Origin of the sequence: Streptomyces sp. NPDC005202 (assembly GCF_040608235.1) — a bacterium.
Classification (GTDB): domain Bacteria; phylum Actinomycetota; class Actinomycetes; order Streptomycetales; family Streptomycetaceae; genus Streptomyces.
Genome location: NZ_JBEXHW010000028.1, coordinates 63,142 through 84,464, shown reverse-complemented (window position 1 = coordinate 84,464; position 21,323 = coordinate 63,142). Strand labels below are relative to the sequence as shown.

Here is a 21,323-nt window from a genome sequence, read left to right as displayed (position 1 = left end):
CTCACGCCTTCAGCGTGTCCTTCCGGTACAGCCACGCCGCGCCGCCCGCGAACAGGGCGAAGAAGACGGCGAGGATGGCGATGTCCTTCACGTGCGGGGCCTGACTCTGTTCGATCGCCTGCCCCAGAGCAGCGTATGCGTGCGTGGGCAGCCACTTGGCGATGTCCTGCAGCCACTGCGGGAAGGTGGTCGCCGGCATCCACAGGCCGCCGAGCATCGACAGGCCGAAGTAGATGATCATGGTGATCGGGCGGACCGCGTCACCGGTCGCCAGGTAGCCGAGGGCGACGCCGAGCGCGGCGAAGACGAGGCTGCCGGCCCAGATGGCGCCGGTGAGGGCGAGCCACTGCCAGGCGTCCAGCCGGACGTGCTTGACGGCGGCGGCGACCACGAAGACAACGACGATGGAGGGCAGGCTGACGACGGCGGCACTGGCGGTCTTGGCGAGGACGTAGCCGCGCCCCGGCAGGGTGGTCAGCCGCAGCTGCCTCACCCAGCCGCTCTCGCGCTCCTTGGCGATGCGCTCGCTGTTGCCCATGAGCACGGCGGTCAGGGCGCCGAAGGAGGCCATGGAGACCATCATGTACGTCGGGATGGTCAGGTCGGTGCCGTCGACCTTGGTCACGCTGTCGGCCTTGCCGGCGACGATCAGGAACAGGATCGAGGGGTAGAGCACGGAGAAGAAGAGGAACTTGCGGTTGCGCAGGGCGCGGGCGAGTTCCAGCTTGATCAGGCTGTTCACGACTGCTTGGCCTCCTCGGCCTCGGTGATGGCGACGAACGCCTGCTCGAGACCGAGCCCGGCGACTTCGAGGTTGCGGGGGTAGACGCCGAGTCCGTACAGGGCGTGGACGGTCGCGTCGGCGTCGGAGGACTGGATGCGGACGGTCTGGCCGGAGATGTCGATCGAGTTCAGGAAGGGCAGGGCGCGCAGGGCCGTCTCGTCGATGGGGCCCTCCAGATCGAAGGAGACGCGGCGGGCGCCGGCCTTCGCCTTGATCTCGGCGGCGGTGCCGTCGGCCAGCAGCCGTCCCCGGTGCAGCACGAGCACCCGGTCGGCGATCGCGTCCGCCTCCTCCAGGTAGTGGGTGGCGAACAGCACCGTGCGGCCCTGGTCGGCCTGTTCGCGCATGGTGGCCCAGAAGGCCTGGCGGGCGGAGACGTCCATGCCGGTGGTCGGCTCGTCCAGGACGATCAGGTCGCTGTCGCCGGCGGTGGCGAGGGCGAAGCGGACGCGCTGGGCCTGGCCGCCGGAAAGCTTGTTGACCTTGCGGTCGGCGATCTGGGAGATGCCGGCGCGGGCTAGCACGTCGTCGACCTTGTACCGCTTGGGGTGCAGGTCGCAGGCGAGCTTCACCAGTTCGGCGACGGTGACCTCCTCCATCAGGCCGCCGCTCTGCAGCATGGCGCCCACGCGCCCGGCGACGATCGCCTCCCGGGGGCTGGTGCCGAAGACACTGACCGTTCCGCTGTCGGCGTGCTTGAGGCCGAGCAGCAGGTCGAGGGTAGTCGACTTGCCGGCGCCGTTGGGGCCCAGCAGGGCCACGGTCTCCCCCGGGTGCAGGGCGAGCGTCAGCCCGTCCACGGCCCGCACGTTCCCGTAGCTCTTGGTCACCTGGTCGAACCCCACCACCGTGGCCGTGGTGGTGGTCTCCGCTGTCGTTGTCATGACCCCCATCCTGGCCGCGGGGCCGGGGCGCCCGGCAGTGTCGGCGGTCCTGACTGCCGGATGACAGATGTCATGGGCGCGGGGTGACATGGCGAGGGGGCACCCGGTGATCTCCGCGTGCCCCCTCGCCGACCGGCGCTGCCGGCTCGAGCCCGGACCGTCTCAACAGGCGAGGCACACCCTCGCCGAGCGCGCGTGCGCCCCGTCTCCTACTGCGGGTTCGTCGAAATGGTGACGACTCGCTGGGCGGGAGTCCTGCCCCGCAGGGCCTGCTGCAGAGCCGAAGCCACGTCCTGCGGAGTGACCGGCTTCTTGCTGCCATTGCCCCTGGCGATCATGACCCCGTCGAAGGCGCTCCCGTACAGCTGCTTGAGGACGTCGAGATCGTAGTGCTCGACCAGCTTGCCGTTGACCGCGCGTACGCTCAGGAACTTGTAGATCGAGCGCTCAGGGCTGAACGACACCGTGTGCGCGGCGTCGGTCCGTACCGTCACGAGCCCGGACATCGCCGGCTCGGCGAACTTCTTCATCATCCGGTCGACCTCCGCGTTGGAGACCGTCGGCTGACGCGTGGTGGTGGGCAGTTGCACCGGCGTGGTCGTGCCCGTCTCCACCTGGGTGCGGTACGCCTGCTCGACCGCCCGGGTCGACTGGGCGACGTCTATGCCCTTGCCCGCCTTGCCGTACACGGGGACGGCCTTGCCGGACTCGAACTTGATGGTGCCCTCGGTCATCGACCCGGCTCCGCCCGAGGCGTTCTGCAGGGCGACCTGCAACTTCTCCTCGTCGACCGGCATGTCCGGCTCGACCACCCGGTGGTTGCCGAACAGCGAGCCGATCACGGAGACGGGGTTGTAGTCGCTCTTCGCCGCCGCGCTGGCCGTGGCCTGGGTGTCGAACTGGAGCCCGGCCTGGTCCGGCTTGAGCGTGACGGTCTTGCCGTCGACCGACAGCTTCAGCGGCGTGTTCACCCGGCCGCCGAAGGCGTCGTCGAGCTTCTTGACCGCGTCGTCGCGGGTGCCGCCGCCGATGTCGACGCCGAGCACGGTGGTGCCCTTGGGCACGTCGGAGTGGTTCATCAGCAGTCCGGCGCCGTAGGCGAGACCGACGATCGCGATCAGGCCGCCGCCGAGCAGTGCCAGCTTGCTGCGGCCCTTCTTCTTCCTGGGCGCGGCGGCGGTGCTCTGCGTGCTGGGCGCGGGCAGCTTCGGAGACGTGTGCGGGACCGGTCCGCCGCTGCCGGCTCCCGCCCCGAACGGCGAGCCCGCGCCGGGCGTCACGACGGGGATGCCGCTGGTGAGGGTGTGTCCGGAGACGTTGTCCGGCGGGGTGCCGTAGCCGGGAGTGCCCGGCTCGGGGGCCGGCTTCTGCGGAGTGAGGATCGCGGTGTCGTCGCTCAGACCGCCGCCGGGACGCGCGCCGTGCGCACCGGGAGCGCCGCCCGGAGCAGGCGCGGGCCCGCCGCCGACGGGCGGCACCAGCGGGCCGTCCCCGGTGACCGGACCGCCGGTCGGTCCGGCGGGGCGCTGGGGACCGCCCGGTCCGCCGTGGGCGCCCGGCCCGTTGAAGCCGCTGGGGCTGCTCGGGCCGCCCTGCCCGCCCTGACCGCCGTAAGCACCCTGCCCGTGCTGCCCGTGCTGACCGGTCTGACCGGTCTGACCGTTCTGACCGTTCTGGTCGCCGCGTCCGTTCTCCGAGAAGTACGGCAGCTCGTCCCGGCGCGGCTCGCCGCCGGAGCGGGAGCTGCCTCCGAGCGGGCCCGCCGCCAGGGCCTCGGTCACGTCGAAGGAGCCGGTGCCGCCGCTGTGGCCGGGCGCGACGGGGCCACCGGTGGCACCGGGCAGCCCGGCGCCGTTGGTACCGCCGGGGCGGGAGGCGCCCCCGGGCCGGGAGCCGTTCGCACCGCCGGGCCGGGAGCCGCCCGGCACGCTCATGGAGCCGACCACGCCACCGGGGCGGCCGGCGCCCGGTCGCGTACCGCCGGAAGCGCCGGCGCCGGAAGCACCGGCGCCGGACCCGGCCGCGGGCGTGCCCGAACCGCCGGGCAGCCCGGCGCCGTTGGTGGAGCCGCCGCCCTGACCGCCCTTGCTCGCCGGGGACTTGCGGGGCGCGAACCAGTCACTGGTCGCCTTCTCCTCGGCCGGGGCCGCGGGCTCGGCGGGCGGCTCGACGGTACCGGTGGACGTTCCGGCGGCCGACGCCTGCGGGTCGCCGCCGGTGTCCTCGCCCACGCCCGTGCCCGCGCCCTCAACCTCGGTGACGGGCTTGCGCACGACGACGGGCGGGATCGGCCGGGACCCGGGGATGTTGATCCGGATCCGGGTCGTCAGCGTGGTCTCGGTCTTGCGTCCCTCCGGCTGCGCGGACGGACGGCCCGCGTCCGCACCGTCGTCGGACACCGCCGGGATGCCGTACGGCGGCGTCCCTGAGGGGTAGGCGGCTCCGCCGCGCCCGTTGGGCCCGGAGGACGGAGTGTCAGTTTCACGACTCAAGGCAGGTTCTCCCGGTTGGCTCCGCCGCCCGACACGACCTCACTCCTCGGGCGGCTCGGCGGCGCGCACCACCATACTGGCCACCTCTGGCGCGTATCCCATGACCGCTGGGGAAACCCACACCGGACCCGCACGCGCGCGGTAGGGAGAAGTGGTACGTCACTTGCCAAGTCGGACGTCGCCGCCACCCGGTTGCCGCCCCTGACCCAAGGTGGCACAGATCACAGCCACGGCCATGCCGCCGAGCAGGAAGAGATAGGAGCCGCCGCCCGCGGCGAAGAGGAAGTCCCCTTCGGGACGGCTGGCGGTGAGCAGAACGACGGCGACCACCCAGCCGGCGGCGGGCGCCACGGCCCCGCCCCGGCTGCCGGCGGCCCGCGCGCCGCCCAGGAAGAGCCCGGCGGCGCCCGCGAGGGCGAGCAGCAGCCCGCCGGGGAACCACCCCGCCTGCACCAGCGCCCCGGAGGCGCCGACCGCCGCGCCGAGCAGGAAGAGCCCCAGGTAGGCGGTGATCCGCCCGGCGGAGGGTCGCTGCAGGGGCTGGGCCAGCAGGGAGCCCCGGTCTGCCGAGCTCATGACGTCTCCTCGGTCCCGGCGAACAGGTCGGTCTCCTTCTCCCCGGCCTCCCCGGCGCGTTCCCCGCGCACCAGCTCGTAGTACTCGGTCGTGAAGATCGGCTGCGCGAGCTGGTTGGAGAGGACGAAGTACGGCTCGGCCACCTCGATCTGGGTGGCGTGCGCCCGCATCGCGGCGGCCTTGGCAGCGGCGTGGGCGGTGCCGTCGACCTCGGTGGTGATCCGCTCGTCGGCCACGACGCCGGGAACGTCGTCGACGGTGGCCGTCTTGGCGAAGGGCAGGCGGGGCAAGTCCTCCTGGAGCCGGGCGAAGGCGTCCTCGGCGACGGAGCGCGGTACGCGGTTCCAGTAGACCTTGGCGATCCGCCAGGGCTCGCCCAGGTCGGGGCGGACGGCGGCGTCGGCGGCCAGGTCGGCGGCGCGCATCGCGATGCGGTGGGCCTGGATGTGGTCGGGGTGGCCGTAGCCGCCGTTGTCGTCGTAGGTGACGAGGACCTGGGGGCGCACCTCGCGGATCACCGCGACGAGGTGCTCGGCGGCCGCGTCGACGTCGGCCTGCCACAGGCAGTCCAGGTCGTCGTTGTCGGGAAGGCCCATCATCCCGGAATCCTGGTATCTGCCGGCGCCCCCGAGCAGACGGAAGTCCTCGACCCCCAGCTCGCGCATGGCGGCGGCGAGCTCCTGCCGCCGGTGGGCGCCCAGTGCAGCGCCGGTCAGGTGCCGGAGCTCGGGCGGCATGACCTCGCCCCGCTCGCCGAGGGTGCAGGTGACCAGGGTCACCCGGGCGCCCTCGGCCGCGTACCGGGCCATGGTCGCGCCGTTGTTGATCGACTCGTCGTCCGGGTGCGCGTGCACCAGCAGCAGACGCCGGGCGGGCAGTTCCGTCATGGGTCCCACCCTACGAGGCGCCCGCGCTCCCCCCGCCACCTCCCCGACCGCCTGTCACACCCTGTCGTCGAGCACCGGATCACGCCCTCCGGATGGGAGAGCCGTCAAGCCCGGTGAGGTCAGGACTCGGGCTCCTGGGTGTTCTCGTCCCTGTAGCGCGGCAGACCGTCCGTCGGGATCGCCCAGTCGGCGATGGTGACGTCCTCGCCGTAGACGAAGTCCTTGCGGGTGGCGTAGCGGGGGCCGTCAGGTGTGGAGTGGATGTCGGTGAGGACGGCGCCGGTGCCGGTACGGGGGTCGAAGACCGCGTAGACCGGGATTCCCATCAACGGGTAATCGGACATCTTGCCCACCCAGTCGTTGTCCGGGTTGGAGCGGGACACCACCTCGAGGGCAGCGATCAGCGTGCGGGGGTCGAAGGAGCCCGGGACTTCCATGTCCGCCAGGGCGATCACCATCACGTCGGGGCGGCGCATGATGCCCTCGGACTCGTCCTCGACGTCAGGCTCCCCCGTGTGGGCCACGAGCTCCTCCGGCATCACCTTTTCGAGGCGCTTCCGGAGGTGCAGGGTGGTCAGCTCGTGCGGACCGATGGGCACCATCATGTCGTGGACGATCCCCTTCTTGGTGATCTCGAACTTGCCCGGGATGGTGTCGTCCATGGACTGAACGAAGTCCCGCATGGCCCGGTAAATGTGGGAGGCGCCCTGGCGCGCGTTGTCCGGTGCGATGGTCATGGCGCTCGCTCCTCGTCTGTGCCCAGGGGCAAGGATCGTCCCGTTCATGCTAGGCGGCCTCCCGGAGATCGCATCGGCAGTCGCGGCAGCGGCCGGGTTCGGGCGCGCGGAAGGGACGGTCGCAGCCGTCGCAGGTCTGGAGCGGGTGCCGGGCAGCCGACGGTGGGGCGGGTGCGCGGAACGGGGGGCTGCGGGGGTGGCAGCTGGGCGGTGAGGCGGTGGGCCAGGAGGGCGGCGGGTCGTCGTAATCCCTCAGGTGGCAGGTCGGCGGCCAGTGCCTGTCGTACGGCGGTGGGGCTGACGTCGCGCTCCAGCCAGGCTGCGACGCCGGGGGCGAGGTGGGCCGTGTCGCAGGCGGAAAGGAGCAGGCGGGGGTCGTGACGGCGGAGGTCGGTGCGAGGTCGAGCTCCGCCCATACCGTCTTGCGGGGGGGGCGGTCCCGGGGCTACGCCCCAGCGGTCGGCCAGGGCGTCGACGAGGACGAGACCCCGGCCGGACTCGGCGTCTGGCGGGGTGTCGGGCATGCGGAAGACGGTCACCGCGGGTGTCAGCGAACTCGATCCGGAGGGTGTCGGCGACGACGTGGAGCGTGAGCCGGAAGTCGCGACCCGGGACGCGTCCGTGTGTCGCCGCGTTGGCCGCCAGCTCGGCGACGATTGGCGCCGCCGGGTCCAAGGGGAGTCCCCAGGTACGGAGTTGCTCAGTGGCGAGAAGACGGCCGAGGCGGGCGCCGCGTGGCGTCGGCGACAGAAGGACGCTGAAGTTGCGGATGCGTCCGCGACTCCAAGAACATAGACGGCCCCCGTCTGGCCTTCGCCCCCGCCGCCTGGGCCGACTTCGTGCCGTACGCGTCCGAAGACTGACCGGCACACGCCGCCCGTTGCCGCGGCGAGTCCTGGGGGTCATCCACGGCCCCTGCCGGGCCCGCTACTCGACCTCGGCCTCCGGTACGTCGACCTCGCCGCCCAGGGAGCGGGCGATGACCGAACTGGCCGGCACTGACGTATGCGGTGTTCGGTTACGGAGCCGGACGCCGCGTGGCAGCAGAACAGGACGGCCAGAGGGCGGAACTCGGTCCCACGTACTCCAGGACCCCCGGCGCCGTCAGAACTTGATGCTGCCGATCATCCCCGCGATGTTCGTGGTCAGCTCGTTGATCGTGGGGGCGACCGTGGAGGAGGCGAGGTAGAAGCCGAGGAGCATGCACACGATCGCGTGACCGGCCTTCAGTCCGGACTTCTTGATCAGCAGGAAGACGATGATCGCCAGCAGCACCACCGCCGAAATCGAGAGTGCCACGGCGGCTCACCTCCAAAGATCCCAGGGACACGGGGGGTTCGGACTATGGGGGCAGATAAATCCACACAACGGGCGGCAGGTTCATACCCACTATGCGCTAGCGATCATAACTATCCGTACGTGCGCATCGGTCGGCGCACGGCCGCACAAGGGGGCGCATGGCCAATATGGTCGGGGCATGACGACCGAGCCTGTCTCCTTCCCCCGACGGCACGCGCGTACCCAGCGATTCACGCTCGGCGCGCCGCGCGCGTTCACCGTGGCGCCCGACGCATCCCGTGTCGTGTTCCTGCGCTCGAGCTCCGGCACGGACCGGGCCAATTCCCTGTGGGTCCTCGACGTGACGGACGGCGGGGAGCGCGTGGCCGCCGACCCGCGCGCCCTCCTCGGCGGCGCGCTGGAGCACCTCCCGCCCGAGGAGCGGGCGCGCCGTGAGCGCAGCCGCGAGGGCGGCGCCGGAATCGTCGGCTACGCCACCGACACGGCAGTGGAGTTGGCGTCTTTTGCCTTGTCAGGGCGGCTTTTCACGGCGGAGCTGCGGGCCGGCACGGCCCGCGAACTCCCCGTGCCCGGCCCGGTGATCGACCCGCGCCCTTCCCCCGACGGACGGCACGTCGCCTACGTCGCCCAGGGCGCCCTGAGGGTGGTGAGCGCCGAGGGCGACGGCGACCGGGCGCTCGCCGAGCCGGAGTCGGAGTCCGTCACCTACGGACTGGCCGAGTTCGTCGCGGCCGAGGAGATGGGCCGTTCGCGGGGCTTCTGGTGGGCGCCGGAGTCGGACCGGCTGCTGGTGGCGCGCGTGGACGACACGCCGGTGCGGCGGTGGTGGATCTCCGATCCGGCGCATCCGGAGCGCGAGCCGCAGCGGGTCGCGTACCCGGTGGCGGGCACCGACAACGCGGACGTACGGCTGTTCGTGACGGACCTCGACGGGGTGCGCACGGAGGTGGTCTGGGACCGGGCGCGGTACCCGTATCTGGCGCGTGTGCACTGGTCAGCGGCGGGTGCCCCGCTGCTGCTGGTGCAGGCGCGGGACCAGCGCAGCCAGCTGTACCTGGCCGTGGACCCGGACTCGGGCGCGACCCGGATGGTGCACGCCGACGAAGATCCAACATGGCTTGATCTTTTCCCCGGGGTGCCCTGCTGGACCCCCTCCGGGCAGCTGGTGCGCATCGCGGACGAGGGCGGCGCGCGGGTACTGGCGGTCGGCGAACGCCCGCTGACCGGGCCGCAGTTGCACGTCCGGGCGGTGCTCGACGTCTCCGACGACGACGTGCTCCTCTCCGCCTCGGCGGGCGAGGAGGCGGCCGCGCCGGAGACCGGCGAGGTGCACGTCTACCGGGTCAACGAGCTGGGCGTGGAGCGCCTCTCCCAGGAGCCCGGCGTGCACTCGGCGGTGCGCGCCGGGGGCGTGACCGTGCTGGTCTCCGCCACGCTCGACCGGCCCGGCGCCCGGGTGCAGGTGCTGCGCGGAGGCGAGCAGGCGGCGACCATCGCCTCGTACGCCGAAGATCCCGGTTTGTCCCCGCGCGTGACCCTCACCCAGGGGGGCGCACGCCGAATCCCGTGCGCCGTGCTTATGCCTAAGGACTACCCCGGTGACACTCTCCTCCCGGTCCTCATGGACCCCTATGGTGGTCCGCACGGCCCACGCGTGGTCGCCGCGCACAACGCGCACCTGACCTCCCAGTGGTTCGCCGACCAGGGGTTCGCGGTGGTCGTCGCCGACGGCCGCGGCACCCCGGGCCGCTCCCCCGCGTGGGAGAAGGCGGTCCACCACGACTTCACGGTCTCCCTCGACGACCAGGTCGAGGCCCTCCAGGACCTCGCCAAGACGTACCCGCTCGACCTGTCCCGGGTGGCGATCCGCGGCTGGTCCTACGGCGGCTACCTGGCGGCCCTGGCCGTGCTGCGCCGCCCCGACGTCTTCCACGCGGGCATCGCGGGCGCCCCGGTCACCGACTGGCGGCTGTACGACACCCACTACACGGAGCGGTACCTGGGCGACCCGGCCGCCTCCCCGGAGGCGTATGCCAAGAGCTCCCTGGTCACCGACGACGGCCTGTCCTCGCCCGCCGAGCCGCACCGCCCGCTGATGATCGTGCACGGCCTGGCCGACGACAACGTGGTGGTCGCCCACGCCCTGCGCCTGTCCTCCGCCCTGCTCGCCGCCGGCCGCCCGCACGAGGTGCTGCCGCTGTCCGGGGTCACGCACATGACCCCGCAGGAGCAGGTCGCGGAGAACCTGCTGCTGCTCCAGGTGGACTTCCTGAAGCGTTCACTGCGGCCGGCCTAGGCGCACCCGGGCACGGCAACGGGCCGGGGCGACATGGCGCGCCCCGGCCCGTTTACAGCACCCGCACGGCCGTACGCTGTTCAGACTGGCGCGTCCGTATATCGGTACCGCTTCCGTGAAGTTGCCTGCGTGTTAACGCAGTTGGTACGGGTTTGTACGGCTATACCGTGACGGCACCGTGATCGTCCGGCGGCTCCGGCGGCACCACCTGCTTCTCCTCCGCGAAGTGGCAGGCCGAGTCGTGCGCCGCAGGTCCGGGGCTGGACCGGAACTCGGCGGGCACCGCGAGCGGCGGCACCTCCAGCGCGCAGCGCTCCTGCGCCTTCCAGCAGCGGGTGCGGAAACGGCAGCCGGAGGGAATGTTCGTCGGGGACGGCACGTCCCCCGAGAGGATGATCCGCTCGCGGTGCTCCCGGGCCTCCGGATCGGGCACGGGAACGGCGGACAGCAGCGCCTGGGTGTAGGGGTGCGTCGGGTGGTCGTAGATCTCGGCGTCGCTGCCGATCTCCACGATCCGCCCCAGGTACATCACCCCCACCCGGTCCGAGATGTGCCGCACGATCGACAGGTCGTGCGCGATGAACACGTAGCTCAGCTCGAACTCGTTCTGCAGCCGCTCCATCAGGTTGATGACCTGCGCCTGCACCGACACGTCCAGCGCGGAGACCGGCTCGTCGGCGACGATGATCTCGGGGCGCAGGGCCAGCCCGCGTGCGATGCCGATGCGTTGGCGCTGGCCGCCGGAGAACTGGTGCGGATAGCGGTTGATGTACTCGGGGTTGAGCCCGACGACGTCCAGCAGTTCCTGGACCTTCCGACGCCGTTCGCCCTTCGGGGCCGCCTCCGGATGGATCTCGTACGGCTCCCCGATGATGTCGCCCACCGTCATCCGGGGGTTGAGCGAGGTGTACGGGTCCTGGAAGACCATCTGGATGTTGCGCCGTACGGCCTTGAGGGCCTTGCCGGACAGCTTGGTGATGTCCTCGCCCTTGAACCGGATGGAACCCGCCGTGGGCCGTTCCAGATTGCACAGCATCCTGGCCACCGTCGACTTGCCGCAGCCGGACTCTCCCACGATGCCCAGGGTCTCGCCCCTGCCGAGGGTGAAGTCGACGCCGTCGACCGCCTTGACCGCGCCGATCCGCTTCTTGAAGAGGACGCCCCGGGTGAGCGGGTAGTGCTTGACGAGCCCGCTGACCTGGAGAATCGGCTCAGCCATGCAGGCACTCCCTCCAGAAGTGGCAGGCGCTCGCCCGGGCTGCCTCTCCGCCGTCCCCCACGTCCCCCTCGTCCACCTCGTCCACCTCGTCCACCTCGTCCACCTCGTCCACCTCGTCCACCTCGTCCACCTCGTCCACCTCGTAGAGCGGCGGTACGTCGGTCCGGCACACGTCCCGGGCCATGGGGCAGCGCGGGTGGAAGGGGCAGCCCGGCGGGATGTTCATCAGGTTGGGCGGCAGGCCCTTGATGGCGTAGAGCTCCCGGCCCTTCTGGTCCAGGCGCGGGATCGAGTCCAGCAGACCACGCGTGTACGGGTGCGCGGGCGCCTTGTAGATGTCGTGCACCGGCGCCGACTCGACGATCCGGCCCGCGTACATCACCGCGATGCGGTCGGCGACGTCGGCGACCACGCCCAGGTCGTGGGTGATGAGGACGAGCCCCATGTGGTACTCGCGCTGGAGTTCCGCGAGCAGGTCCATGACCTGGGCCTGGACGGTGACGTCGAGGGCGGTGGTCGGCTCGTCGGCGATGATGAGCGCCGGTTCCAGCGCCATCGCCATGGCGATCATGATGCGCTGGCGCATGCCGCCGGAGAACTGGTGGGGGTAGTCGCGCACCCGCTGGGCGGCGGCCGGGATGCGCACCCGGTCCATCAGTTCGACGGCCTTGGCCCGCGCGTCCTTCCTCGACATCCCCCGGTGCACGACGAACATCTCGGCGAGCTGGTCGCCCACGGTCAGCACGGGGTTCAGGGCCGACAGCGCGTCCTGGAAGATCATCGCCATCTCGGCGCCCCGGATCCTGCGCCGCTGCTCCTCCTTCAGCGTCAGCAGGTCCCTGCCCCGGAAGAGGATCTCCCCGCCGGTGATCCTCCCGGGCGGCATGTCGAGGATCCCCATGACGGCCTGCGCGGTCACGGACTTGCCGGAACCGGACTCACCGAGCACGGCGAGCGTCTCGCCCGCGTCCACGTGGTAGGTGACGCCGTTGACGGCGTGGGCCACCCCGTCCCGGGTCGGGAACTCCACGCGCAGGTCGCGCACTTCGAGCAGCACGGCGGTTCACCTCAGCTTCGGGTCGAGGGCGTCACGCACCGCGTCGCCGAGCATGATGAACGCGAGCACGGTGATCGCCAGCGCTCCGGAGGGCCACAGCAGCGCGTGCGGGGCGTTGCGGATGTAGGGGGAGGCGGCGGAGATGTCGATGCCCCAGGACACGCTCGGCGGCTTCAGTCCGACGCCGAGGTACGACAGGGTCGCCTCCAGCGCGATGTAGGTGCCGAGCGCGATGGTCGCCACGACGATCACCGGCGCCACCGCGTTGGGCGCGATGTGCCGCAGCAGGATGCGGGAGTTGGAGGCGCCGAGGGCGCGGGCGGCCTGGACGTAGTCGTTCTGCTTGACGGTGATGACCGAGCCGCGCGCGATGCGCGAGATCTGCGGCCAGCCGAGCAGCACCATGAACCCGACGACCGGCCAGACGGTGTTGCTGGTCACCACGGACAGCAGCACCAGACCGCCGAGGACGACCGGGATCGCGAAGAAGATGTCGGTGATCCGGGACAGGACCGAGTCCCCCACCCCGCCGAAGAAGCCGGCGAGCCCGCCGAGGACCGAGCCGAGGAGCGCCACGCCGAGCGTGGCGCAGACGCCGACCGTGACGGACGCGCGCGCCCCGTAGACGGTGCGCGTGTAGACGTCGCAGCCCTGGCCGTCGTAGCCGAAGGGATGTCCCGGCTGCGAGCCCTCCTGGGCCTTGGCGAGGTCGCACTTGAGAGGGTTGCCGGAGGCGATCAGGGACGGCCAGATGGAGACGACGACGAGGAAGAGGATCACCAGGGCCGAGACGATGAAGACGGGGTTGCGGCGCAGATCGCGCCAGGCGTCGGACCACAGGCTCCTCGGTTTCTCCTGCGGGCCCGTGCCTTCCGGGCCTCCTGGAGTCCTCTCCAGCGTCGTCGCCTCGCTCGCCGCCAGGTCCATCGCGCCGCCCATGCCGGTCCCGGCGATCGCGCCCTCGGGCTCGTAGGGCTGCTCAGGCATAGCGGATCCTCGGGTCGAGTACGGCGTAGAGGAGGTCGACGAGCAGGTTGGCGACCAGGAAGACCAGGACGAGGACCGTCACGAAGCCGACGACGGTCTGGGTGTTCTGGCGGAGGATGCCCTGGTAGAGCTGGTAGCCGACGCCGTGGATGTTGAAGATGCGCTCGGTGACGATGGCGCCGCCCATGAGGGCGCCGATGTCGGTGCCGATGAAGGTGACCACGGGGATGAGCGAGTTGCGCAGCAGATGCCGGACGACGACACGCCGTCTCGGCAGGCCCTTGGCGATCGCCGTGCGGACGTAGTCGGACCGCCTGTTCTCCGCGATGGAGGTGCGGGTCAGGCGGGTGACGTAGGCGAGGGAGACGGAGGCGAGGACCAGGCCCGGCACGATCAGTTCGCCGAAGGCGGCGTCCGGGGAGACCGACGGTTTGATCCAGCCCCACTCGACGCCGAGCAGCAGCTGGAGCAGCAGGCCGGTGACGAAGGTGGGGACGGAGATGACGACGAGGGTGAGGACGAGGACCGTGGTGTCGACCGGGCGGCCGCGCCGCAGCCCGGTCACCACGCCCAGGGTGATGCCGATGACGATCTCGAAGAGGATCGCGACGATGGTCAGCCGGATGGTGACGGGGAACGCCGTCGCCATCAGCTCGGTGACCTTCTGGCCGTTGAAGGCGGTGCCGAAGTCGCCGGTGAAGACGTTGCCCATGTAGGTCAGGTACTGCTGCCAGACCGGCTTATCGAGGCCGAACTCCTTCTTCAGCTGCGCGGCCGTCGCCGGGTCGCACTGCCGCTCGCCGCACAGTCCCGCGATGGGGTCGCCCATCACGTTCACCATCAGGAAGATCAGCAGCGTGGCCCCGACGAACACCGGGATCATCTGGAGCAGACGCCTGGCGACGTAGCGCCCCATGGCGACTCAGCTGACCTTGATCTCGTTGTAGACGGGAACGCTGAAGGGGTTGAGCGCCACGTTGGACAACCGCTCCGAGTAGCCGGCGCTGCCGTTCTGGTACCACAGCGGGATGGCGGCCATGTTGTCCCGGACGACTCCCTCGGCCTGCTGGAAGAGTCCGATCGCCTTCACGGTGTCGGTCTCGGCGTTGGCCTGGTCGACGAGCTTGTCGAACTCCTTGTTGGACCACTTGCCGTCGTTGGAGGAGGCGTTGGTGTAGTACAGCGGCTGCAGGAAGTTCTGGATGAGCGGGTAGTCCATCTGCCAGCCGGCCCGGAACGGGCCCGACATCTTGTGCTGGGTGATCTGGTTGCGGAAGTCGGCGAAGGTGCCGACCGGGTTGCCGACGCAGGCCTTGTCGTTGCCGAGCGCGTTGTTGATGGAGTTGCACACGGCGTCCACCCACTGCTTGTGCGAGCCCGAGTCCGCGTTGTAGGTGATCTTCACCTGGCCGCCGGGGAGTCCGCCGCCCTCCTGGACCAGCTTCTTGGCCTGGGTGGGGTTGTAGTCGCAGGCGCTCCCGCACAGGCCTTCCTTGAAGCCGCCCTCCGTGCCGAGGACCGGGGAGGTCCAGTCGGTGGCCGGGGTGCGGGTGTTCTGGAAGATGGTGTCGGTGATCTGCTTGCGGTTGATGGCCATGGACAGGCCCGTGCGGACCTTCTCCGACCCGCTCTTGTCCCAGTTCTTGTCGTAGTACGGGAAGGCCAGGGTCTGGATGATGCCGGCCGGGGTGTTGAGGTAGCGGTCGCCGAGGTCGTTCTTGACGTTCTTCAGCTGGGCGGCGGGGACGTCGTCGACCAGGTCGAGGTTGCCGGCCATCAGGTCGGTGTAGGCGGTGTTGTTGTCGGTGTAGACCTTGAGGGTCACACCGCCGTTCTGGGCCTTGTCGTCGCCGGGGTAGGCGTCCCACTTCTTCAGGGACATCTCGGAGCCCTTGGTGTACGACTCGACGGTGTACGGGCCGTTGCCGACCGGCTTGCTCACCCAGGCCGCGTGGTGGGTGAAGAACGCGCTGGGCAGCGGGGCGAAGGCCGGGTAGCCGAGGGTGTCGGGGAAGGTCGAGAACTTCTGGTTGAGCTTGACGGTGAAGGTCCTCGGGCCCGTTACCTTGAGCCCGGAGAGCGTGTCGGCGCTCTGCTTGCCGTTGCCGGGGTGGACCCTGTCGTAGCCCTCGATGTAGCCGAAGAAGTACGCGTTCTTCTGGTTGTTCTTCAGGCTCGCGCCGTAGTTCCAGGCGTCGACGAAGGACTTGGCGGTGACCGCCTCGCCGTTGCTGAACGTCCAGCCGTCCTTGACGGTGATGGTGAAGTTCTGCGAGTCCGAGGTGTCGATCTTCTCGGCGAGCATGTTCTCGGCCTTGCCGGTCTTCGGGTTGTACCGCTTCAGCCCGCGGAAGATCATGTCGAGGACCTTGCCGCCCTGCACCTCGTTGGTGTTGGCCGGCTCCAGCGGGTTCTGCGGGTCGCCCCAGGAGGAGCTGAGCACCCCGCCGCCGTCAGCGCCGCCGCTGCTGCTCCCGCCGCCCCCACAGGCGGTGGCCGTGAGCGCTGCCGCCGCCGCGCATGCGGCCCACTGGGCGTGCGTGGCTCCACGCATGGAGTGCCTCCTCGGAGTGCCCGGTGCCGCCGGCGCCGCGACACTGATGCGATATGGGTACATATCATCACATAAGAGTCATATCGCACGTACGCCCCACCGGGCCGGGCAACACTCCAGTCGGACGGACGCAGCCAAAGGGGGCGCCCCGGGCCGGCGGCGGGTGCGGGGCGGGGGCGGAGGCGGAGGCAGGGCGGGGCGGGGGGCGGGGCGAGGGGGGCGGGGCGGGGCGGGACGTCGTACGCGCCTTCGTAGATCACGTCTCTCCTCCCGCGTCGGCCGGCGCCGACCAGGTGCTGCCTTCACCCAGCGTGCGGAACACGGACACCGTGCCCGGCCACGCCGCGCACGCCCTGCGTACGTAGTCCGACTTGTCGGCCAGCTCCGGATCGTCCGCGGCGAACGCGACGCCGAGCATGGTGCCGCTGTGGGCGAGCACCAGACCGATGCCGTCCGCCTCCCGGCAGGCGTCGCGCAGCGGCGCGAGGCCCGCGCGGGGACGCACCAGCGCGTTCAGCTCCGCGCTGCGCGTGCTGACCCGGCCCACCGCGGCGAGGTCGCCGCCGGCCACCGCCTCGTCCAGCTCCGCCAGCAGCCGGGCGTACTCCGACCGCTCCTGTGCCCCGAAGGGCAGCGGGCCCCGGTTGTGCCGGACCGTGTCGACCTGGCCACCCTCGTCGTGGGCCACGACGACGAGCGGCCGCAGCCGGCCCAGCCGCCTGCGCAGCCGTACGGCGCGGTGGTGGAAGGCGACGATCTCGTCGTACATGACACCGTCGGAGGGCTCGATCCCGCGCAGGAACGCCTCCGTCTCGGCGGGCGTGAACCGCACCCCGACGGCCGCGCCCACCGCGCGCACCGTGGCGACCAGGTCCGCCGACGAACTGGCCAGCCCCTTGCCCTCGGGCAGTTCGCCGCTCAGCTCCAGCAGCCCACCACCGCCGTGGCCGACGGCGTCCAGCACCAGCCGGGCCACCTGCCGCGCCTTGTGCTTGCCCGGCGGCCGGACCCGGACCTGCGGGCCGGGTCCGCCGAGCCGGAAACGGGCCCGGGCCCAGACGTCGACGGGCAGCGTGACGAGGAAGGCGCTGCCGTCCGGGAGCACTCCCTGCAGCAGCTCGCCGAAGGTGCCGAAGGCGGCGCCGGTCCCGCTCGCGGAGGTCGGGTCACCGCCCTCCGCGACCCGGCCACTGCGGGGCGCCGGGCCGCAGCCCGTGTCCGGGGGCGCCGTGCCGGTCCGAGCAGCGATGGTCATATGACGTCTTTTACAAGAACAGAGGGCGCTGCTGGCCGTCTCCGGCTCGCAGCGCCCTCCGAGACGCGAGGAGTCACGCCGCGTGGACGACGTCCTTCTCCTCGGCGAAGTGGCAGGCCGACTCGTGGGCCGCCGGGGAGTCCGAGTCCTTGAAGCGCTCGGGAATCGCGAGGAGCGGGGTCTTCTCGGCGCACTTGTCCTGGGCCTTCCAGCAGCGGGTGCGGAAACGGCAGCCCGAGGGCGGGTTGGCCGGGGACGGCACGTCGCCGGTGAGAATGATGCGCTCGCGGTGCTCGCGGGCGTCCGGGTCCGGCACGGGGACCGCCGACAGCAGCGCCTGGGTGTACGGGTGCGTCGGGTGGTCGTAGATCTGCTCGTCCGTGCCGATCTCGGCCATCTTGCCGAGGTACATCACGCCCACGCGGTCCGAGATGTGACGGACGATCGACAGATCGTGCGCGATGAAGATGTAGGAGAGGTTGAACTCGTCCTGCAGCCGCTCCATCAGGTTGATGACCTGCGCCTGGACCGACACGTCCAGGGCCGACACCGGCTCGTCGCAGATGATGATCTCGGGGTTGAGCGCGAGGCCGCGGGCGATGCCGATGCGCTGGCGCTGACCGCCCGAGAACTGGTGCGGATAGCGGTTGACGTACTCCGGGTTGAGGCCGACGACGTCCAGCAGCTCCTGCACCTTGCGGCGCCGGTCGCCCTTGGGTGCCACCTCGGGGTGGATGTCGAAGGGCTCGCCGATGATGTCGCCCACCGTCATACGGGGGTTGAGCGACGTGTACGGGTCCTGGAAGATCATCTGGATGTTGCGCCGCACGGCCTTCAGGGCCCTGCCGGACAGCTTGGTGATGTCCTGGCCCTTGTAGAAGATCTCGCCGGCCGTCGCCCGCTCCAGGTTCATCAGGAGCTTGGCCACCGTCGACTTGCCGCAGCCGGACTCGCCCACGATGCCCAGGGTCTCGCCCTGGTACAGGTCGAAGGAGATGCCGTCGACGGCCTTCACCGCGCCGATCTGGCGCTTGAACAGGATGCCTTGAGTAAGCGGGAAGTGCTTGACGAGGTTGCGCACCTGCAGGATCGGCTCGCCCCGGTCGACCACCGCGTCGAGGGCGGCGACCGCCTCCTCCTCGGAGTGCACGTCGGCGACCTGTACGTCGGAGACGTTCGGCGTCGCGTCCTTCGGCTCGTCGGCCTTGGTCGGGTCAGCCATGGATCGTCTCCTTCCAGAAGTGGCACGCGCTGGCGCGGCCCGGCAGTTCCGTTCCGTCCCGCTCGGTCACCGGGACCAGCGGCGGAAGCTCCGTACGGCAGAGGTCCTGCGCCTTCTCGCAGCGCGGGTTGAAGGCGCAACCCGTCGGAACCTTCAGCAGGTTGGGCGGCAGACCCTTGATCGCGTAGAGCTCCTGGCCCTTCTGGTCCAGGCGCGGGATCGAGTCGAGCAGCCCGCGGGTGTAGGGGTGGGCCGGGCGCTTGTACAGCTCGTGCACCGGTGCCGTCTCCACGATCCGGCCCGCGTACATCACCGCGATCTTGTCGGCGACGTCCGCCACGACACCGAGGTCGTGGGTGATGAGGATCAGGCCCATGTGGTACTCGCGCTGCAGCTCCGCGAGCAGGTCCATCACCTGGGCCTGCACCGTCACGTCGAGGGCCGTCGTCGGCTCGTCGGCGATGATCAGGTCAGGCTCCAGGGCGAGCGCCATGGCGATCATGATGCGCTGGCGCATACCGCCGGAGAACTGGTGGGGGTAGTCGTTCACGCGGGCCGCGGCCGCCGGGATCTTCACCCGGTCCATCAGCTCGATGGCCTTGGCCTTGGCCTGCTTGCGGGACAGCCCCTGGTGGACGCGGAACATCTCGCCGAGCTGGAAGCCCACGCTGAGTACGGGGTTGAGCGCGGACAGCGCGTCCTGGAAGATCATCGCGATCCGCGCACCGCGCAGCTTGCGCCGCTCCTCGCCGGACATGGTGAGCATGTCCTGGCCGTAGAAGCGGATCTCCCCCTTGGGAATGCGGGCCGGCGGCATGTCGAGAATGCCCATGATCGCTTGTGCGGTCACGGACTTGCCGGAGCCGGACTCACCGAGCACGGCGAGCGTCTCCCCGGAGTTCACCGAGTAGTTGACGCCGTTGACGGCCTTGACCACGCCCTCGCGGGTGTGGAACTCGACGTGCAGGTCGCGCACTTCGAGCAGCGGGCCGGTCTTCTCGGGCTCGCCGGGTCGCGGAGCCGGGACGGCGTCCGTCGGGTCGATGATGGTCACGTACGCCTCCCTCAGCGCATCTTGGGGTCGAAGGCGTCGCGGACGACGTCGCCGAGCATGATGAACGCCAGCACGGTGATGCTCAGGGCGCCGGCCGGGAAGAGCAGCGCGTGCGGCGAGGTCAGGAACCGGTCCTGGGCGTCACTGATCATCAGACCCCAGGAGATGTTCGGGGACTGGATGCCGATGCCCAGGTAGGACAGGGCGGCCTCGGCGGAGATGTAGACGCCGAGGTTCATCGTGGTGATGACGATGACGGGAGCGAGCGTGTTCGGCAGGATGTGCCGGAACGCGATCCGCCACGAGCCCGCGCCCAGCGCCCGGGCGGCCAGCACGTAGTCGTTGTACTTGTTCGAGATGACCTCGCCGCGCATGATCCGGTAGACCTGCGGCCAGCCGAGAATCGCCATGATGAACGAGACCGACCACACGTCGCCGGTGCGCCAGATCGACATGATCAGCAGACCGCCGATGATGAGCGGCAGGGCCGAGAAGACCTCGGTGATCCGGGACAGCACCGCGTCGATCCAGCCGCCGACCAGGCCGGCCAGCATGCCCAGCAGACCGCCGAGCAGCGTGGTGGCCACCGTGGTCACCACACCGACGACGATCGAGTTGCGGGTGCCGTACACGGTCCGCGTGTAGATGTCGCAGCCCTGGACGTCGAAGCCGAACAGGTGCCCGGACGACGGCCCGTCCATGGAGTTCTGCAGCTGGCAGAAGCCGTCCGAGAACGGGGAGCGCGCCGTGAACAGGCCGGGCGCGACCGCCAGGGCGAGCAGGCACAGGATGACGAAGGCCGAGACGAGGAACATGGGCCGCTTGCGCAGGTCCGCCCAACCGTCCCTGAGCAGGCTCGCCTGACGGGCCGCCGCCTTCTCCTCGGCATCCGCCTCCTTCGCCAGGGTCGCCGCGTCGGTCGTGACAGGCTTCTCCATCGTCTTCTCACTCATAGCGGATCCTCGGGTCGAGCACGGCGTACAGCAGGTCTACGAGGAGGTTGGCGACCAGGTAGATCAGCACCAGCAGGGTCACCAGACCGACGACGACGGGCCGCTCGCGCAGATACACGGACTGGGCCAACTGGCCACCGATGCCGGGCAGGTTGAACACGCGCTCGGTGATGATGGCGCCGCCCATGAGGGCGCCGAGGTCGAAGCCCAGGAAGGTGACGACCGGGATCAGGGAGTTGCGCAGCGCGTGCAGGCCGATGACCCGCCGCTGCGGCAGACCCTTGGCGATCGCGGTGCGGACGTAGTCGGCGCGGATCGACTCCGTCATGCTCGTCCGGACCAGCCGCGCGATGTACGCCATCGAGATCGAGGCGAGCACGATGGCCGGGAGGATGTAGCTCTGCGGCCAGCCCTTCTCGACGCCGGCGACGGGCGTGATCTTGAGGCTTACGCCGAACTCCAGCTGGAGCACGCTACCGAGCACGAAGACCGGGATCGAGATCAGCACGAGCGTGGCGACCAGCACCACGTTGTCGAGGAACTTGCCCTTCTTCAGCGCGGAGAGGATGCCCGCCACGATGCCGATGACGGCCTCGATGCCGAAGGCGGTCAGACCCAGCTTGAGGGTGACCGGGAACCGCTCGGAGACGATGTCGGAGATGGCACGTCCGTTGTAGGTCTCACCGAGGTCACCGGTGAAGACGCCGCTGATGTAGTGCCAGTACTGCTGGTAGAGCGGCTCGTTGAGGTGGTAGTGCGCGCGAAGGATCGCCGCGACGTTGGGGTCGGCGCGCTTGTCGCCGGCCAGTGCCTGGATCGGGTCGCCGGGCAGCGCGAAGACCAGGCAGAAGATGATGAACGTGACGCCTATCACCACAGGGATCACCTGCAGGAGACGGCGCACGACGTATCGGCCCATGGGAACTCCAGAGGGGGGTGCTCGACCCGCCCGCGGCCGGGGCAGCGGCACTGTCGGACGGGAGACGGCAGAAGGGGTGAGCAGGGGAAGGCGTGCGTCCTCCCCCTGCTCACCCTGTATCCGCTGTGTCGGAACTGCTCAGTCCTGG

The 21,323-nt window shown here is 70.5% G+C and carries 18 protein-coding genes and 3 pseudogenes; 2 read left to right on the top strand and 19 right to left on the bottom strand.

The genetic code is table 11. The annotated features are described in order from the left end of the window. Position 1 precedes the first annotated feature (1 nt). The 8 genes and pseudogenes from ABZV31_RS29635 to ABZV31_RS29600 all read right to left on the bottom strand — a co-directional run. Positions 2-742 carry an ABC transporter permease gene (locus tag ABZV31_RS29635; RefSeq protein ID WP_355899809.1) on the bottom strand — a complete coding sequence of 247 codons (741 nt, stop codon included), beginning with the start codon at positions 740-742 and terminating at the stop codon, positions 2-4. After that, positions 739-1,668 (bottom strand): ABC transporter ATP-binding protein, encoded by a 930-nt coding sequence (locus ABZV31_RS29630; protein ID WP_355899807.1) that lies wholly within the window; start codon positions 1,666-1,668, stop codon positions 739-741. The genes ABZV31_RS29635 and ABZV31_RS29630 overlap by 4 nt, the downstream gene beginning before the upstream one ends. 209 nt (positions 1,669-1,877) lie before the next feature. Further along, positions 1,878-4,160 carry a hypothetical protein gene (locus tag ABZV31_RS29625; protein WP_355899805.1) on the bottom strand — a complete coding sequence of 761 codons (2,283 nt, stop codon included), beginning with the start codon at positions 4,158-4,160 and terminating at the stop codon, positions 1,878-1,880. A 159-nt stretch (positions 4,161-4,319) separates the two neighbouring features. Beyond that, complete coding sequence (locus ABZV31_RS29620; RefSeq protein WP_355899803.1) at positions 4,320-4,736, bottom strand: DUF6113 family protein; 417 nt, start codon at positions 4,734-4,736, stop codon at positions 4,320-4,322. Next, a complete protein-coding gene (gene mshB, locus ABZV31_RS29615) occupies positions 4,733-5,623 on the bottom strand; it encodes an N-acetyl-1-D-myo-inositol-2-amino-2-deoxy-alpha-D-glucopyranoside deacetylase (RefSeq protein WP_355899801.1) in 891 nt (296 codons plus the stop codon). Before mshB ends, ABZV31_RS29620 begins: the two co-directional genes overlap by 4 nt. A gap of 119 nt (positions 5,624-5,742) precedes the next feature. After that, positions 5,743-6,360, bottom strand: a complete 618-nt coding sequence (locus tag ABZV31_RS29610; protein WP_355899826.1) for a Uma2 family endonuclease — start codon at positions 6,358-6,360, stop codon at positions 5,743-5,745. 49 nt (positions 6,361-6,409) lie between these two features. After that, a pseudogene (locus ABZV31_RS29605) lies at positions 6,410-6,752 on the bottom strand (helix-turn-helix domain-containing protein); the annotation flags it as partial. 5 nt (positions 6,753-6,757) lie between these two features. After that, a pseudogene (locus ABZV31_RS29600) lies at positions 6,758-7,131 on the bottom strand (ATP-binding protein); the annotation flags it as partial. 2 nt (positions 7,132-7,133) lie between these two features. On the opposite strand from ABZV31_RS29600, the pseudogene ABZV31_RS29595 reads away from it, so the two are divergent. Then, positions 7,134-7,223, top strand: a pseudogene (locus ABZV31_RS29595) (DUF397 domain-containing protein); the annotation flags it as partial. A 241-nt stretch (positions 7,224-7,464) separates the two neighbouring features. Here ABZV31_RS29595 and ABZV31_RS29590 read toward each other — a convergent pair. Beyond that, positions 7,465-7,659: a hypothetical protein gene (locus ABZV31_RS29590; RefSeq protein ID WP_030842840.1), complete on the bottom strand. Its 195-nt coding sequence runs from the start codon at positions 7,657-7,659 to the stop codon at positions 7,465-7,467. 178 nt (positions 7,660-7,837) lie between these two features. Between ABZV31_RS29590 and ABZV31_RS29585 the strand changes: the two genes are divergently transcribed. Beyond that, on the top strand, positions 7,838-9,955 hold the full coding sequence (locus tag ABZV31_RS29585; RefSeq protein ID WP_355899798.1) for a prolyl oligopeptidase family serine peptidase: 2,118 nt from the start codon (positions 7,838-7,840) through the stop codon (positions 9,953-9,955). Between the two features lie 160 nt (positions 9,956-10,115). Here the strand turns inward: ABZV31_RS29585 and ABZV31_RS29580 are convergent, their stop codons facing one another. The 10 genes from ABZV31_RS29580 to ABZV31_RS29535 all read right to left on the bottom strand — a co-directional run bounded on the left by ABZV31_RS29580 (position 10,116) and on the right by ABZV31_RS29535 (position 21,175). After that, positions 10,116-11,174 carry a dipeptide ABC transporter ATP-binding protein gene (locus tag ABZV31_RS29580; protein ID WP_355899797.1) on the bottom strand — a complete coding sequence of 353 codons (1,059 nt, stop codon included), beginning with the start codon at positions 11,172-11,174 and terminating at the stop codon, positions 10,116-10,118. Further along, positions 11,167-12,231: an ABC transporter ATP-binding protein gene (locus ABZV31_RS29575; protein WP_355899795.1), complete on the bottom strand. Its 1,065-nt coding sequence runs from the start codon at positions 12,229-12,231 to the stop codon at positions 11,167-11,169. Before ABZV31_RS29575 ends, ABZV31_RS29580 begins: the two co-directional genes overlap by 8 nt. Positions 12,232-12,237: 6 nt before the next feature. Continuing rightward, the gene (locus ABZV31_RS29570) at positions 12,238-13,218 is read right to left on the bottom strand and encodes an ABC transporter permease (protein ID WP_355899793.1); all 981 of its coding nucleotides are present in this window, start codon (positions 13,216-13,218) and stop codon (positions 12,238-12,240) included. Next, positions 13,211-14,134, bottom strand: a complete 924-nt coding sequence (locus ABZV31_RS29565; protein ID WP_355899791.1) for an ABC transporter permease — start codon at positions 14,132-14,134, stop codon at positions 13,211-13,213. The genes ABZV31_RS29570 and ABZV31_RS29565 overlap by 8 nt, the downstream gene beginning before the upstream one ends. Positions 14,135-14,140: 6 nt before the next feature. Further along, positions 14,141-15,772, bottom strand: a complete 1,632-nt coding sequence (locus ABZV31_RS29560; RefSeq protein ID WP_355899789.1) for an ABC transporter substrate-binding protein — start codon at positions 15,770-15,772, stop codon at positions 14,141-14,143. 256 nt (positions 15,773-16,028) lie between these two features. Further along, positions 16,029-17,027, bottom strand: a complete 999-nt coding sequence (locus ABZV31_RS29555) for a kinase (RefSeq protein WP_355899788.1) — start codon at positions 17,025-17,027, stop codon at positions 16,029-16,031. Between the two features lie 73 nt (positions 17,028-17,100). Further along, positions 17,101-18,249 carry a dipeptide ABC transporter ATP-binding protein gene (locus ABZV31_RS29550; RefSeq protein ID WP_355899786.1) on the bottom strand — a complete coding sequence of 383 codons (1,149 nt, stop codon included), beginning with the start codon at positions 18,247-18,249 and terminating at the stop codon, positions 17,101-17,103. Next, on the bottom strand, positions 18,242-19,303 hold the full coding sequence (locus ABZV31_RS29545; protein WP_355899784.1) for an ABC transporter ATP-binding protein: 1,062 nt from the start codon (positions 19,301-19,303) through the stop codon (positions 18,242-18,244). Before ABZV31_RS29545 ends, ABZV31_RS29550 begins: the two co-directional genes overlap by 8 nt. A gap of 11 nt (positions 19,304-19,314) precedes the next feature. Next, positions 19,315-20,256, bottom strand: coding sequence for an ABC transporter permease (locus tag ABZV31_RS29540; protein ID WP_355899782.1), 942 nt, complete (start codon positions 20,254-20,256; stop codon positions 19,315-19,317). Continuing rightward, positions 20,249-21,175, bottom strand: coding sequence for an ABC transporter permease (locus ABZV31_RS29535; protein ID WP_355899780.1), 927 nt, complete (start codon positions 21,173-21,175; stop codon positions 20,249-20,251). The genes ABZV31_RS29540 and ABZV31_RS29535 overlap by 8 nt, the downstream gene beginning before the upstream one ends. Between the last annotated feature and the right edge of the window lie 148 nt (positions 21,176-21,323).